This window comes from Nonomuraea sp. MTCD27 (assembly GCF_041950495.1).
GTDB lineage: Bacteria > Actinomycetota > Actinomycetes > Streptosporangiales > Streptosporangiaceae > Nonomuraea.
Genome location: NZ_JBGNUW010000028.1, coordinates 82,120 through 94,904 on the forward strand (window position 1 = coordinate 82,120; position 12,785 = coordinate 94,904).

Here is a 12,785-nt window from a genome sequence, read left to right on the forward strand (position 1 = left end):
ACGACGTGACGGCGTCGCGCACCGTGATCACCCGGAACCTCCGAAGCCCACGCTGAAGGCCCGCTTCAGATATTCCCAGGCCGCTGTCGTGAGCAGCCCCTTCGTCGCGGCCTCGGCTCCCTGTCGATCGATCTTGGAGTAGAGCGCGGACAGCACGCTCCTGTCGTCCCCGGTCATCTCGGTGACCGCCGCGAACCACTCCCCCGCCAGGTCCTGAACCTCCGGATCGGCCGGGTCCGTGCCGCGCTCGGCGTGCTCGGCCGCCCGCGCGGCCAGCTCCGCCATGCGATCGCGCCAGCGGGCGAACCCCGCCTCGCCGACCTCCAGGTGCCGCCGCCTGAGGCCGGCGAAGTGTTCGGGAGATAGGTGCTTGGCCTGCATCATCGCCTCCATGGCTCGGATGAGCTGGTCGATCGATGGCTCACGGGCCGCGCGCAGAGCCCGGGCGAGACCTTGGAGCTGCCGGTGCAGCCTGCGGTGCAGCTCGATCTGGCGTTCGGCCTGGGCGAGCTGCCGCTCGATGGCCGCCGGCAGATCGGCGCCGTCGCCGTCCACATGGTTCGCGATCTCACCCAGCGGCATGTTCAGCTCGCGCAGCGCCAGGATCCGGTAGAGGCGGCGCACGTCATCGCCGGTGTAGAGGCGATGGCCGGCCGACGAGCGGCCGGCCGGGCGCAGCAGCCCGATCTGGTGGAAATGGCGCAAGGTCCGCACTGTCAGCCCGGTCGCGGTGGCGAGCTCGCCGATCTTCCAGCACTGTTCGGTCACAGCAGGGACGCTATGACCTGACGTCGCGTCAGCCGCAACTCCAGAACGGCGGCACCCCGAGGTGCGTTCAGGATCGCCGGTACGGTCACAGGGCTCCACGTGCCTCGCCGGCCGGAACCGCGGGACGCCAGGCGACGGGCGAGCAGCGGATGGCGGAAGCGGTACGAGGGCCCGTTGCGGCTCAGGACGCCCTGCTCGTACGCCGTGTCGAGGAACCGCATGAACCTCCACGGGAGCAGGCCCTGCGCGGCGAGCAAGGTGCGTTCCAGTTTCGCGACGCCGTACCTGCTCTGCGCCGCCGCGACCGTGACGCCCGCGGTGAGGCCGTACGTGAAGAAGGTGCTCACCCCCGCCATCACCCCGACCAGCGGACGGCCCGTGCCCGCGGTGGCCCGTGCCCGCGGTGGCCCGTACCCCGACCGCCAGGCCGATCGCCCCGGCGAGGCCCAGCGCGCACCACAGGAAGGTGGTGCGGTCCAGGCACAGGAGACGGCGCGGGGACATGACACGGGCGCCGATGGGCCGGTCACGGGGCCGGTGGATCTGGCGTCGGCTTGCCCAGCCCGGCCAGCCGGGTCAGGACGGTGAAGCCGTCGTCGGTGCCGGGCCAGTGCCGGCGTACGGCCTGCAGCCCGGCGCGGCGCACCACCGAGCGCAGCACGGCGACCACGATGATGGCGTCGTCCGCATAGCCCAGGACCGGGATGAAGTCGGGCACCACGTCGATCGGGAAGGCCAGATAGGCCAGCAGCAGGACGAGCCGGACGCGGACACCGCGGGGCAGGTCGGGGTCGGCGGCCAGGCGCCGCACCAGGCGCAGCACGTCCGGCAGCAGCCGCAGCGCCTCGCGCAGCAGCCCGCCGCGCGGCCGGACGATCGCCAGCATCGCGATCAGCGCCAGCCACGCGACCAGCAACGCGACGCCGATCCCGATCAGCAGATCCCATCCCCACGCCCCGGTCACCGCCGGCCGCCTTCCTGCTCGCCGGTCTTCTCGATCGCCTCGGCGGGGTCCTCGGCGGGGTTCTCGGCGGGGTTCTCGGCGGGGTTCTCGGCGGTGAGCGCGGCCTGCTCGAAGGCCGCCAGATCGGCCGCCGCGTCCTCGACCGCGGCCCGCGCCACGGCACCGGCCGGGGCGGCGAAGTAGTCCCGGGCCGCGATCTTGGCCATCCAGGAGCGGAAGCGCTCCAGGTCCGCCTCGGACTCCTCGACCTCGGCATACGTCGCCCGGCCCCGGGCCCGCTCCGCGGCCAGCTCCTGCCGGAAGGCAGGCAACCGCTCCAGCACCTCGGCGTATTCGGCATCGCGGGCAGCGTTGAACTCGCCGACGATCTGCCGCTCCTCGCCCACATCCGTGAGCGCCACGTGGAGCATCCGGCCGGAACCGCCCTGCTGATGCACCCGGTCCAGCAGCCGGCGCATGTGCCGCACGGTCTGCTCGCGCTCGGGCAGCAGGCAGACCGACTGCTGCAGATACAGCGCGCCCAGCGAGCGCAGCTTGCGCCACACCTGCACGCGCAGGGTCGGAGCGGCCCCGGCGGTGGACACGCTGACCAGCAACCAGCCCGAAGCTTCCGGTTCGTCCGTCACACTCCTATGTTACATCCGTAACAACAACAGGCAACGGAGAGCCCTTCCGGTTGGAACACGGTTCGCCGTCGGTAACGACGCCGACCCAAAGAAATGGCGGCAGACCATGCCGGAACTTGACGAGACCGACGGGATGATGACTTCGCAATTGCGTACCGGGCCGTCGGGGAAGGCGATTTTGACGGGCGCTTGGCAGCGCCGTCCAGCCCCTCGCGCCGAGACTTAGAGGAGCGACGCAAGCGCCGGCGAGGACGCGCCGCCGCGCGGGTGACACCCGTGAGGCCGAACGCCTCTCGACGCCCGCGTGCCGGCTCCCGCACCCGAGCCCAGAGGAACGAGCGCGACCATGTCCCATCACCTCGACTCTCCGACCGCCCGCCAGGACCCGCGTCTGGACATCACCGACCTGTTCGTCTTCCGCAAGGAACGCGGCACCGTCCTGGTCGGCGACCGCAGCCACTCCGCCGCCGGCGAGGGCTCCCCGCGCGGCCTGGGCGCGACCGGGACCCCGACCGCCGAGGGCCGCACCGGCGAGACCGCCGAGACCGCCGGCGGCGGCCGCGTGTGGGCCGGTGAGGCGGACGACCCGTTCTGGATCGAGCCCGACGTGCTGCACGCGGTCGGCGGGGCCGTCCAGGACGGCACCACGATCGATTTGACCGGCTGGGACCCGGCCGCGGCGAAGAACGCCTTCGCCGGGCACACGGTCCACTCCTTCGTGCTGGAACTCGACGACCTGCTCCCGGCCGCCGGACAGGACCGCCGGGTCGGGGTGTGGGCGCCGGCGAGCCTGGCCACGACCTTCCCGTACGTCCCGCCCAGACCATGACGCTCGCCCGGGCGTACGGACCGACTCACCCGCTCGAATCGCTTGGAGGTGCCCCGTGTCGACCTACTGGGAGCTCAAACACCGATTTGGCGACGCCGTCAACGCGCACGACCTGGAGGGCGTGCTCGCCTGCTACAGCCCGGACGCCGTCCTCGTCACGCCGGCGGGCGTCGCGCAGGGGCACGAGGAGATCGGCTGGTTGTACCAGCAGCTCTTCCAGGGGTTCCCGGACTTTCAGATGGCGGCGTGGTTCGAGCTGGGCGACTGCGACAACCCGGCCGTCACCGAATGGACCTACACCGGCACCCACACCGGCCCCCTCCTGCTGCCCGACGGGCGCACGATAGCGGGAACGGGCCGCCGCATCGCCATCAGAGCCAGCTGCAGCGCCCATGTCACCGACGGCAAGATCGACTCGCACCGTGAGTACTACGACCAGCTCGAGCTTTACAGCCAGCTCGGCTTCGGCCTGGTGGAACTCGACCGGATCCCGACCAATTAGCAAAGGCACACGAAACGCCCTGCCATCACGACGGGCAGCGGGTAGCGGTCGAGGAACCCCGGCAGCGGCCACGCCACCGAACGAGTGTGGCCTGTTGTTCCCGTTCCAGCACCCCGGCGCGTGTCGCGATCGCCGCGACGACGGGTTCGGTGCTACGTCGACGTCCGGCTGCGATGCCGACGCTGCCGTGAAGGATGCGTCCGCGGCCGGGATGACATGCTGATGCCCATGAGCGTCGAGCACACATGCGTCCAGATTCGACCCGTTCGCGAAGAGGACCGCCACGCCGTTCTGGAGCTCGCCTCTCAGCTCGCCGAAGGCGTGGCGGAATGGCGCGACCCCGGAGCCGTTGTGGAGGCGGCTCGGCAGTGGCTGGCCGGCTTCTTCGCCCCCACGCGAGAGCAGCCTGGAGCCGTGTTCGTGGCCATGGCCGAAGGCGAGGTCGTCGGCATGGTCTCCGTCAATACTCACCAGCACTTCACCGGACCGGTCGAGGCCTACATCGGCGAGTTGGCCGTCGCCCCGCGCGCCGTCCGCACGGGGGTGGGCCGGCGGCTTCTGAGCGCGGCGGAGAACTGGGCTCGCCAGAAGGGCCTGCGCCATCTGACGCTGGAGACGGCGGCAGGCAACACGACCGCTCGACGGTTCTACGCTGCCGTGGGCTATCGGGAGGAGGCGATCCGATTCACCCGCGTGCTTGACTAGCGGGGCTTTCGCGAGGAGCCGAGAATCTGCCTCATGCCATCGGGACGGCGGTGCCGGGCCAGACGGCCGGCTCGCCGCCGGTGGGCACCTCGCCAGGCTGGGTCCGGTCGGCGGCCCCGCCGTTCCCCCGGTCCTGCCGGCAGGCCGCCGACAGAGGAATCCCGGGGTCCGATGGGACGGTTCAGTCGAGGATCTGGACGTAGCCGTCGGTTCCGTGCACGCGGATCCGCTGCCCGTCCCGGATCAGCCGGGTGGCGTGCGGCACACTCACCACGGCCGGCAAGCCGTACTCACGCGCGATCACCGCCCCGTGCGTCATGAGCCCGCCTACCTCCGTCACCAGCCCGGCGACGGTGACGAACAGCGGGGTCCAGCTGGGGTCGGTGTAGGCGGTGACCAGGATGTCGCCTGCCTCGAGGTCCGCCCGGGCGATGTCCGTGACGACACGGGCACGGCCCTCGACGGTCCCGGCCGAGACCGGGAGGCCGGCCAGCGCGCCGGGCGGGGCGTCCTCGCGCCGATACTGGCCGGTGATGGCCTCGCCGTCCGACGTGAGGACCCGGGGCGGTGTGAGCGCCTCGTACGACCGGAACGCCTCCCGCCGCGCCCGAACGAGTTCGGCGTCCACGTCGTCGGTGCGCACGACTTCCTGCAACTCCTCGAACCGGAGGAAGAAGATGTCCTCCTTCTCGCGCAGGATGCCGGACCGGACGAGGCGATCGGCTTCCCCCAGCAACGCCTGCTTGTAGACGAAATAGCGGCTGACCATGCCGTACTTGGGGTATTCCCGGTATCCGGCGAAGGTGCGGACGCGGTCGATCATCCGCTTGGTCTCCTCGGCCTTCTGCTCCCCGTCGGGCAGGGCGCGCAATCGCGTCAGCAGTTCCTGCTCTTTCCGCCGTGACTCCTGGAGTCCTTGTTCGAAGTGTCGCTTGCCGGCACCCGGCTCGAAGTTCTTGACGTTGCCGAGGATGGTGGGCACGAGCGTGACAGGATCCTCGCTCCAGCGCGTCCTGGTGATGTCGATCTCGCCCGCGCAGCGCATGCCGTACTCGTCGAGGTAGCCCCGGATGGCGTCACGTGCCTCCCGTCCGCCCGCCAGCCCGGCCAGCTCGTCCAGGAAGCCGTCGCCCTCCCGGCCTTCGTCCACGACGCGGTGCAGGAATGCCACGACGTCCGCGTGCGGTCGGATCGTGTCCGCGACGTCGAGGAGCGCCAGTCCCATCTCCGACGTGACGTTGTGCGGGACGGACTGCGTGAGCGCGTCGGCCGCGTTCTTCTCGCCCAGCCACGCCTCGAGGTGTTCATTGAGCCACCAGGTCGCCTCCATTCCCGCCATGATCGCCTGGAAGCTCCGCCGATCGAACAGGATGCGCCGCAGCTCCGCGATGTCGGCCAGGATGAAGTCGAGCAGCGCCGGCCCGGACAGGCCCTGGATCTCGCGCCGCAGGGTGGCGACGGACGCCTGGTTGTGCCGGATCAGGTCGGTGACGACGGCCGGATCGGTCTCGATCGGGGCGGGTGAGTCACCGGCGGGAGCGGCACCGGCAGGTGCGGCACCGGCGGGAGCGGCACCGGCGGGAGCGGCGCCGGAATCTTCGTCCGGAAGCGAGCGGATGAAGTCGCCGCGGTCGAGGACGGTCTGCAGCGCGTCCAGGATCAGCGGGTCGGACTTCCCCAGGGTCCCGAGGATGTTCGCGCGACCCGCGGGCGTCGCCAGGGCGGGGGCCACGTCGACGAACAACCGTCCGCCCGCCTCGTGCATCGGCCGTGGAGTCGTCAGCTGCCACAGGGAGAGCCCCAGCGGCTTCATCGCGTCGGTCATCATCTGCTGGTGACCGACGGAGATGTAGACGTGGTTCTCCTGGTCATCGGTCGTGGGGACGGGGAACAGGGTGGTGATCGGCCGGCTCTGTACGATGTGGAAGTCGTCGCCGACCAGGCACCATTCGATGTCCTGGGGCCGGCCGAAGTGCGCCTCGATTCGCCGGCCCAGCCGCACCAGACGTACGACCTGGGCATCCGTCAGAGCCGGCCGCGCCTGCCGCTGCGGCTCGACCGGTACGTCCCGGGTACCGCCTCCCGGCGACGCCTGGACGAACCGCTGCTTGGTGGCGACCGCTGCGGTGACGACCCGATCGTCGCGCACCGTGTAGACGTCCCCGGTGACCAGACCGGAGACCAGCGCCTCACCGAGCCCCCAACCGGCTTCCACGGTGGCGATCTTCCGGTTCGAGGTCACGGGATCCGCGGTGAACAGGATCCCGGCCGCGTCCGGGAACACCATCCGCTGTACGACCACGGCCATCCGTACCTTCCGGTGGTCGAAGCCATTACGGCGCCGGTAGGTCACTGCCCGCTCGGTGAACAGCGAGGCCCAGCACCGCCGGACGTGCCGGAGGATCGCCGCCAGGCCCACGATGTTCAGGTATGAATCCTGCTGGCCGGCGAAGGACGCGGTCGGCAGGTCCTCGGCCGTCGCGCTGGAACGTACCGCGTAGGAGGCCTGCTCCCCGAGCCGGGCGAGCGATTCGCTGATCGCCGCGACGAGATCGTCGGGCACCGCGACTCCTTCGACGGCGCGGCGGACATCGGCGCTCAGGGTGCGGATCGCCGCGTGGTCGTCGGGTTCCACGCGCGACAGCAGATCAAGCTGAGCGTCGATCGACGGCACCTCGGCCAGGACCCGCCGGAAGGCGTCCGTCGTGACGCAGAAGCCGTCCGGCACGCGGATGCCATCGATTCGGGAGAGCTCGCCCAGATGCGCTCCCTTCCCGCCGACGTCCGCGACATTCGTCGAGTCGATCTGCTCGAAACCCAGCACGTAGCCCAATTGCGTTGCTCCATCGTTCGTTGGGGTCGGTTCGCAACGGGCAAGTATGAAGCACTTTCTGGCGCCTCATGAGGCGCGCGAATCTGATATACAGTGAAAATGGAGAGGAAAGGTGCGCGCCGCTTGCGCGGCCTGACCCCCGTCCCCCCGGCACCCTGACCGAACTCCCGGCGTCGACCGGTGCGAACCCGCCGCTGGTCGGCACCTGGACGGGCGCCGTCCGCTGGTGGCCGGCGTGACAGCCAATTCGCCCTAACGATCAACGCCCGGCCCCGTGACCCCTTTCCGGTGCGTCGTTCTCGATGGCCGATCGTCGGCGAGTGCCGCCACTCCGCCGGACGGAGCCGTAGCGAGCGCGGCGAGTTCGGTGCGGTTGGCGACACCGAGCTTGGCGTAGACGTGGGGGACGTGGCGTATTCGTTGACGAACCGAAGCGCTGGCACGGCACGACTGCTGCACGATCCTCAACGACGGCGCTGCCGAGCGAGATCGCCTTCTGGGGCATTTCCGGGCGACTGATCACAGGGCGGCTCTTGACATCGCCGGCGCGCCGCACACCGTCGTCAGCACCTGCAAAATACTTCGGCCCTGGTCCGAGGCCAGATTCTAAGGCGCTATGCAAATTCTGAAGGTGGATGTTCTACCGTCGAGGGTCATGTGGGCAGCATCGGAGAGGTCCATCATGACGAGAACATGGCTCTTGACACCATTGCTGGTACTGGTGATGGCCGCGTGTGGCGTTGGTACGACCGGTGGGGGCGGGGAGGAGCGTCAGACGCCGGCGAACGCGATCTCCCGAAGTGCCACCACGACGACCGATCCGCCGACGAGCCCGACCGCGCCGGCGCCCACGGCGACCGGAGCCGAGCCGGCGAGCTGCCCGAACGGGAAGCTCATCCCGGCGGTGGACAGCCCAGCGGTGCATGCCGACCCGGTGGTCATCCCGGAGGCGAAGGTCGGCGGCACGGTCATTCCCGCCGTCACCATCCCCGGCGTCGACATCCCCGCCCTGCACATTCCCGCCCAGTGCACCGAGATCGCCTCGGCCCCTGGGGGCTGCCTCGGCGCGGCGTCGATCCCACCGGTGTCGATTCCCGCCGTGGAGATTCCGCCGGTCGAGATACCCGGCGTCAACGCGGGTGGGATCAAGCTCGACCCGGTACGGGCCGACGGCAAACGGGCCGAGGAGCAGCGCGCCGAAGGCGTGTCGACGCCCGAGGTGTGCCAGGTCAAACCGAAGGCCGGGGGCACCGTGCCGTACGTGATCAGGCCGTTCATCATCCGCCCGTTCATCATCAGACCGTTTCTCATCCGGCCCTTCCTCATCCGCCCGGGTGCCTGCAACGATCGCAACGAATGCGTCCCGGCCGTCGAGGTGCCCGCGGTCGAAGTGCCGGCGGTGGAGGTGGGCGCGGTGGAGATTCCGGCCGCGGAACTGAAGTCGTACGAGGTCGGCAAGAGCGAGGTGCTGCAGGGGGACGACTCGATCGCCTTCAGCATCAAGGCCGACGTGCTGTTCGACTTCGACAAGGCGACCATCAAGCCGGCGGCCGCCGCCGAGCTCAGGCGCATCGCCCAGGAGATCGAGGAGAAGGCAGCGGCAGGCGCGCCGATCGCCGTCGATGGACACACCGACACCAAGGGCGAGGACTCCTACAATCAGCCGCTGTCCGAACGGCGAGCCCAGGCGGTCGTCGAGTGGCTGGCCGCTGAGGGCGGCTTGGCGCGGTCACGGCTCAAGGCGCGAGGATACGGTGAGGCCAAGCCGGTCGCGCCGAATACCAAGCCGAACGGCTCGGACGATCCGGCAGGACGCGCCAAGAACCGCCGGGTGGTCGTTTCCACCACAACCTGAGCCCTACGGGGTGCCGGCCGACCATCCGGGCTGGGTCAGCGTTGGGGTCGGGAAGCGGTCGGAGTGGAGGCGGCTGGTGCGGAGCCCGATGCGGCCGGTGTTCGTCGTAGCAGGCTTCGAGTCGTGCAGCGCGTGCCCGTGCAGCGCGGGCAGCGCGGGCAGCGCGTGGTGCAGGTCCGCAGGCAGTTGGTCGGCGGCAGCCTGCCCGTACGCACTCAGCGTGACAGCGGAGGCGGCATCCGGAGGGGCCGCTTGCAGGAGTTGCCAGCACCGCGACGCTGATCATCCCGGGCGGCCGGCCGGTGAGCCGGCCGGCCGGGCTCGTCCGTGGAGCATCCAGATGGCGATCAAGGTAGTGCGGTGGCCCTGCCCGCGTGACGGCGGGAGAGCAGGGCGTCAGCGGGTTCTGGCCACCTCGGCGGCCACGGCGCGGAAGGCGGTCAGGGCCTCTTCCTGGTCGGGGCGAACTGCGGCGGTGGACGATTTGACGATGACCACGCCATGTCGGGGAGAGACGTAGATGTACTGGCCGCCGAACCCGGCGGCGGTGAAGTCCCCGCCTTCGCCGAGCCACCAGTGCAGGCCGTACCGGGGGTTGGCAGGGGACGGCCTGGTGGACGCCTTGACCCAGGAGGCCGGCACGACCTGGCGGCCGTTGGCCTTGCCGCCGCGCAGGTAGAGCAGGCCGAAGCGGGCGAAGTCGCGGCCGGTGGCGTAGTAGCAGCAGTAGCCGAGACTGTCGCCGTGCGAGTCGTTGCCCACGGTCGCTGTGGACTCCATGCCGGCGGGCTGCCAGAGCTTCCGTTCCACGTAGTCGTGGTACGGAACCCCCGTGGCCTTGGTGACGAGCCGGGCCAGGACGAAGGAGTTCATGCTCGTGTACTCGAACCTCTCGCCCCAGTCCCACCCGCGCTCCTGCCGGGCGGCCATCGTCTTGATCGGGTAACCCTTGTTGGCGGCGACCTGGAGGCGCGGCGCGTCGCGTGCCTCGTCCCAGTCGATGCCCGAGGACATGCGCAGCAACGCGCGGATGGGCACTCCGGCGTAGCCTGAGCCGGCCAGCTCGGGCAGATATCTGTCCACGGGGTCGTCGATCGAGCGGATGCGCCCCTCGCCGAGCGCGATGCCGACGGCGGCCGAGGTGAACGACTTGGCCACGGACCACGACTGGAACCGGGTGGCCCGGCCGGCACCGGTGTAGCGTTCGACGACGATGTCCTGGCCGTCGAGCACGAGGAAGCCGTTGGTCTTCGTCCGGCCGAGGAAGTCGTCCAAGGTTCGTTCCTGGCCCTTGTAGGTGTAGGTCACCGAGATTTCTCTGGGGGCGGTACGCAGCTCGACCGGATGTGCCGACGGTCTCAGCACGTCGGCGGTCCTGGCCGAGGCCGCGTTCGCACCCGGCGCCGCCAGCATGAGCGCCAGGGCGGCCGCGTAATGGATGATGCGCATGTCGTCTCCTCCGAAGGATCGCTCCGGCGGATGGTGACGCACTTTTCTGGCATCTCTCTGGCAAGCGGGCTACTCCAGCCAGGACCGTACGGCGGGTCGCGCGGGTTTCCGGCCGGTCATGGGCAGGCGTACCTCAGCGCGTGTCCCCGGCCCTTCGAGGCAGGCGCCCAGCGTGGCGATGCCGCCGTGGAGAGCCGCCTGCTGCCTGACCAGCGTGAGCCCGAGCCCGGAGCCTGGGCTGCCGGAGCGGCGGCGGAAGCGGGCGAACATCGCGTCGCGGTGCTCCGGCGCGATGCCGGAGCCCGTGTCCTGGACGGCGAGGGTGATCTCCTCCCCCGCATCCAGGATCACGGTGATCGCGGCGCGGCCGGAGGCGTCGGCGCCGTGGACCGCGGCGTTGTCGAGGAGGTTGTCGACGATCAGGCGCAGCCCCTCCGCCCAGCCGTGTACCCGGGCGCGCTCAGCCGTGCGGGCGCTGATCGTGGCGTGGGGGTGGCGGCGCCTGGCGTCCTCGACCGCCTCCTCGACGATCGCCGCCAGGTCGGTCTCGGCGAAGGAGGTGGCGTCGAGCAGCTCGCCTCGTGCGAGACGGCTGAGCATCGTGATCAGGCGCTGGATGCGCCCGTGTTCGGCGACCAGGTCAGCGACGATCTCGGCGCGGTCCGCGGGGCCGAGATCGGGGTGGTCCAGGAGGGTGAGGTCGGTGCCCATGCTGGTGAGCGGCGTGCGCAGCTCGTGCGCGGCGGTGGCCGCGAAGGCGCGCGAGGTCTCCAGGGCCTCGCCCGTGCGGGTCACGGCCGCGTCGCGCCGGTCGAGGAGGTCGTTGAGGAGGCGGGCCAGCTCGTCGATCTCGGCGACGCCGGCCGTGGTCGCCAGGCGTGTCTCCGTACGGGCGGGTGTGTCGATCGCCCGAGCCTGACCGCCCAGCCGCGACAGCGGCCGTACCGCGAATCTGCCGAGGACCAGACCCGCGACCACGCCCACGACGGCGGCGGCCAGCGTGACGGACACCAGCCGGTAGGCCAGCAGCGCGATCTGGTCGCTGAGGCGCTCGTGCGGCTCGAACAGGATCAGTCGCGCGTCCCCCTGCCGCCCCAGTCCGACGGCCGCGAACCGCCAATGCCGCGCCCCTTCGGCGTGGTCGCCGGGACCGGCACCGGACGGCAGCCTGTCCGGCACATCCCCGATGACCAGGAGTTTCTCCCCGTCGACCGCGATGCACACCCCTCCCGCGCCCGCAGCCGCGGCCAGCCGCTGCTGGAGGAAGTCGGGTGGTACGGCAGGCAGCACGCGAGCCCGCCACGCGAACGACCCCGCCATCGGGCTGAGCGCCTTGAGCTGCGACGTGAGCTGTTCGTCACGCTGGTCGCGCAGGTCCCGCGCGACCAGCCCCAGCACGACCAGCCCGGCCAGCGCGACCAGCAGCGGGATGGCGACCGCCAGGCAGAGCGCGAAACGCGTGGACAGCTTCATGGCTCTCGCAGCACGAACCCCACGCCGCGCACTGTGTGCAGCATGCGCGGCTCGCCGCCCGCCTCCAGCTTGCGCCGCAGGTAGCCGACGAACGTGTCCACCGCGTTGTCGGTCACCTCGAAGTCGTAGCCCCAGACGCGCTCCAGCAGCACGGGCCGGGACAGCACGACGCCGGCGTTCCTGGTCAGCACCTCCAGCAGGTCGAACTCCCGCCTCGTCACCTCCACCTCGCGGCCTCGCAACGTGACCCGGCGCGCGTCCGGCTCGACGACCAGCGGCCCGACCCGTACCGCCGTGCCCGGGGCGCGTCCGGCGCGGCGCAACAGGGCGCGCAGGCGCAGGACCAGTTCGCCCAGGTCGAAGGGCTTGACGACGTAGTCGTCGGCCCCCGCCGCCAGCCCGGCCCTGCGGTCGGCCACCTCCTCCATGGCCGACAGCATCAGCACCGGCACCTGCGACCCTGACTCACGTAATCGGCTGCACACCTCGATGCCCGACATTTCCGGCATGGATACGTCGAGGATGATCGCGTCGGGCCGCCCGGCCGCCCGCTCCAGCGCCTGCCGCCCCGATTCCGCGGTGTCCACGGCGAAACCCTCTAGCCGCAGGCCACGGCGGAGCGAGCGCAGGATGGCCGGATCGTCGTCCACGGCCAGGATCCGATACGCCGTCATCGCCGCAGTTTATGCGGGTCAGACCCGCCACGGTGCCGATCGCCCTGCCATGACTGCGGCGCCGATCGCCCTGCCGCGACTGCGGCGCCGAGCCCCAGATGGTCATC

Annotated in this window: 13 protein-coding genes; 4 read left to right on the plus strand and 9 right to left on the minus strand. The window is 70.7% G+C overall.

The features are described from left to right. Positions 1 to 27 precede the first annotated feature (27 nt). The 4 genes from ACBJ59_RS52990 to ACBJ59_RS53005 form a co-directional block, all read right to left on the minus strand. Positions 28 to 768: a MerR family transcriptional regulator gene (locus ACBJ59_RS52990; protein WP_375117588.1), complete on the minus strand. Its 741-nt coding sequence runs from the start codon at positions 766 to 768 to the stop codon at positions 28 to 30. Next, a complete protein-coding gene (locus ACBJ59_RS52995) occupies positions 765 to 1,115 on the minus strand; it encodes a hypothetical protein (protein ID WP_375117589.1) in 351 nt (116 codons plus the stop codon). The genes ACBJ59_RS52990 and ACBJ59_RS52995 overlap by 4 nt, the downstream gene beginning before the upstream one ends. A 179-nt stretch (positions 1,116 to 1,294) precedes the next feature. Further along, positions 1,295 to 1,732 carry a YkvA family protein gene (locus ACBJ59_RS53000; RefSeq protein ID WP_375117590.1) on the minus strand — a complete coding sequence of 146 codons (438 nt, stop codon included), beginning with the start codon at positions 1,730 to 1,732 and terminating at the stop codon, positions 1,295 to 1,297. Beyond that, positions 1,729 to 2,358 carry a Chromate resistance protein ChrB gene (locus ACBJ59_RS53005; RefSeq protein ID WP_375117591.1) on the minus strand — a complete coding sequence of 210 codons (630 nt, stop codon included), beginning with the start codon at positions 2,356 to 2,358 and terminating at the stop codon, positions 1,729 to 1,731. The genes ACBJ59_RS53000 and ACBJ59_RS53005 overlap by 4 nt, the downstream gene beginning before the upstream one ends. Before the next feature lie 346 nt (positions 2,359 to 2,704). On the opposite strand from ACBJ59_RS53005, the gene ACBJ59_RS53010 reads away from it, so the two are divergent. The 3 genes from ACBJ59_RS53010 to ACBJ59_RS53020 all read left to right on the plus strand — a co-directional run bounded on the left by ACBJ59_RS53010 (position 2,705) and on the right by ACBJ59_RS53020 (position 4,394). Then, a complete protein-coding gene (locus tag ACBJ59_RS53010) occupies positions 2,705 to 3,187 on the plus strand; it encodes a DUF4331 family protein (protein WP_375117592.1) in 483 nt (160 codons plus the stop codon). A 55-nt stretch (positions 3,188 to 3,242) separates the two neighbouring features. Continuing rightward, positions 3,243 to 3,689 (plus strand): ester cyclase, encoded by a 447-nt coding sequence (locus ACBJ59_RS53015; RefSeq protein ID WP_375117593.1) that lies wholly within the window; start codon positions 3,243 to 3,245, stop codon positions 3,687 to 3,689. 228 nt (positions 3,690 to 3,917) lie between these two features. Continuing rightward, complete coding sequence (locus tag ACBJ59_RS53020; RefSeq protein WP_375117594.1) at positions 3,918 to 4,394, plus strand: GNAT family N-acetyltransferase; 477 nt, start codon at positions 3,918 to 3,920, stop codon at positions 4,392 to 4,394. A gap of 181 nt (positions 4,395 to 4,575) precedes the next feature. Here ACBJ59_RS53020 and rph read toward each other — a convergent pair whose 3' ends face one another. Next, the gene (gene rph, locus ACBJ59_RS53025) at positions 4,576 to 7,218 is read right to left on the minus strand and encodes a rifamycin-inactivating phosphotransferase (RefSeq protein ID WP_375117647.1); all 2,643 of its coding nucleotides are present in this window, start codon (positions 7,216 to 7,218) and stop codon (positions 4,576 to 4,578) included. Between the two features lie 780 nt (positions 7,219 to 7,998). Then, positions 7,999 to 8,124, minus strand: coding sequence for a hypothetical protein (locus ACBJ59_RS53030; RefSeq protein ID WP_375117595.1), 126 nt, complete (start codon positions 8,122 to 8,124; stop codon positions 7,999 to 8,001). A 7-nt stretch (positions 8,125 to 8,131) separates the two neighbouring features. On the opposite strand from ACBJ59_RS53030, the gene ACBJ59_RS53035 reads away from it, so the two are divergent. Continuing rightward, the gene (locus tag ACBJ59_RS53035; RefSeq protein ID WP_375117596.1) at positions 8,132 to 9,082 is read left to right on the plus strand and encodes an OmpA family protein; all 951 of its coding nucleotides are present in this window, start codon (positions 8,132 to 8,134) and stop codon (positions 9,080 to 9,082) included. A 396-nt stretch (positions 9,083 to 9,478) separates the two neighbouring features. On the opposite strand, the gene ACBJ59_RS53040 is transcribed toward ACBJ59_RS53035, so the two are convergent. From ACBJ59_RS53040 to ACBJ59_RS53050, 3 genes are all read right to left on the minus strand, one after another. Further along, positions 9,479 to 10,531, minus strand: coding sequence for a serine hydrolase domain-containing protein (locus ACBJ59_RS53040; RefSeq protein WP_375117597.1), 1,053 nt, complete (start codon positions 10,529 to 10,531; stop codon positions 9,479 to 9,481). 69 nt (positions 10,532 to 10,600) lie between these two features. Beyond that, positions 10,601 to 12,004 (minus strand): sensor histidine kinase, encoded by a 1,404-nt coding sequence (locus ACBJ59_RS53045; protein ID WP_375117598.1) that lies wholly within the window; start codon positions 12,002 to 12,004, stop codon positions 10,601 to 10,603. Next, on the minus strand, positions 12,001 to 12,678 hold the full coding sequence (locus ACBJ59_RS53050) for a response regulator transcription factor (RefSeq protein WP_375117599.1): 678 nt from the start codon (positions 12,676 to 12,678) through the stop codon (positions 12,001 to 12,003). Before ACBJ59_RS53050 ends, ACBJ59_RS53045 begins: the two co-directional genes overlap by 4 nt. Positions 12,679 to 12,785: the final 107 nt, after the last annotated feature.

Bases quoted from the DNA above. Each gene is read 5' to 3' on its own strand.
- ACBJ59_RS53010 (WP_375117592.1), top strand. From the start codon at position 2,705: ATGTCCCATCACCTCGACTCTCCGACCGCCCGCCAGGACCCGCGTCTG.
- ACBJ59_RS53040 (WP_375117597.1), bottom strand. From the start codon at position 10,531: ATGCGCATCATCCATTACGCGGCCGCCCTGGCGCTCATGCTGGCGGCG.
- ACBJ59_RS53045 (WP_375117598.1), bottom strand. From the start codon at position 12,004: ATGAAGCTGTCCACGCGTTTCGCGCTCTGCCTGGCGGTCGCCATCCCG.
- ACBJ59_RS53050 (WP_375117599.1), bottom strand. From the start codon at position 12,678: ATGACGGCGTATCGGATCCTGGCCGTGGACGACGATCCGGCCATCCTG.
- ACBJ59_RS53020 (WP_375117594.1), top strand. From the start codon at position 3,918: ATGAGCGTCGAGCACACATGCGTCCAGATTCGACCCGTTCGCGAAGAG.
- ACBJ59_RS53030 (WP_375117595.1), bottom strand. From the start codon at position 8,124: ATGAGCTTCCCGTTCGGGCAGCTCGCCGGCTCGGCTCCGGTCGCCGTG.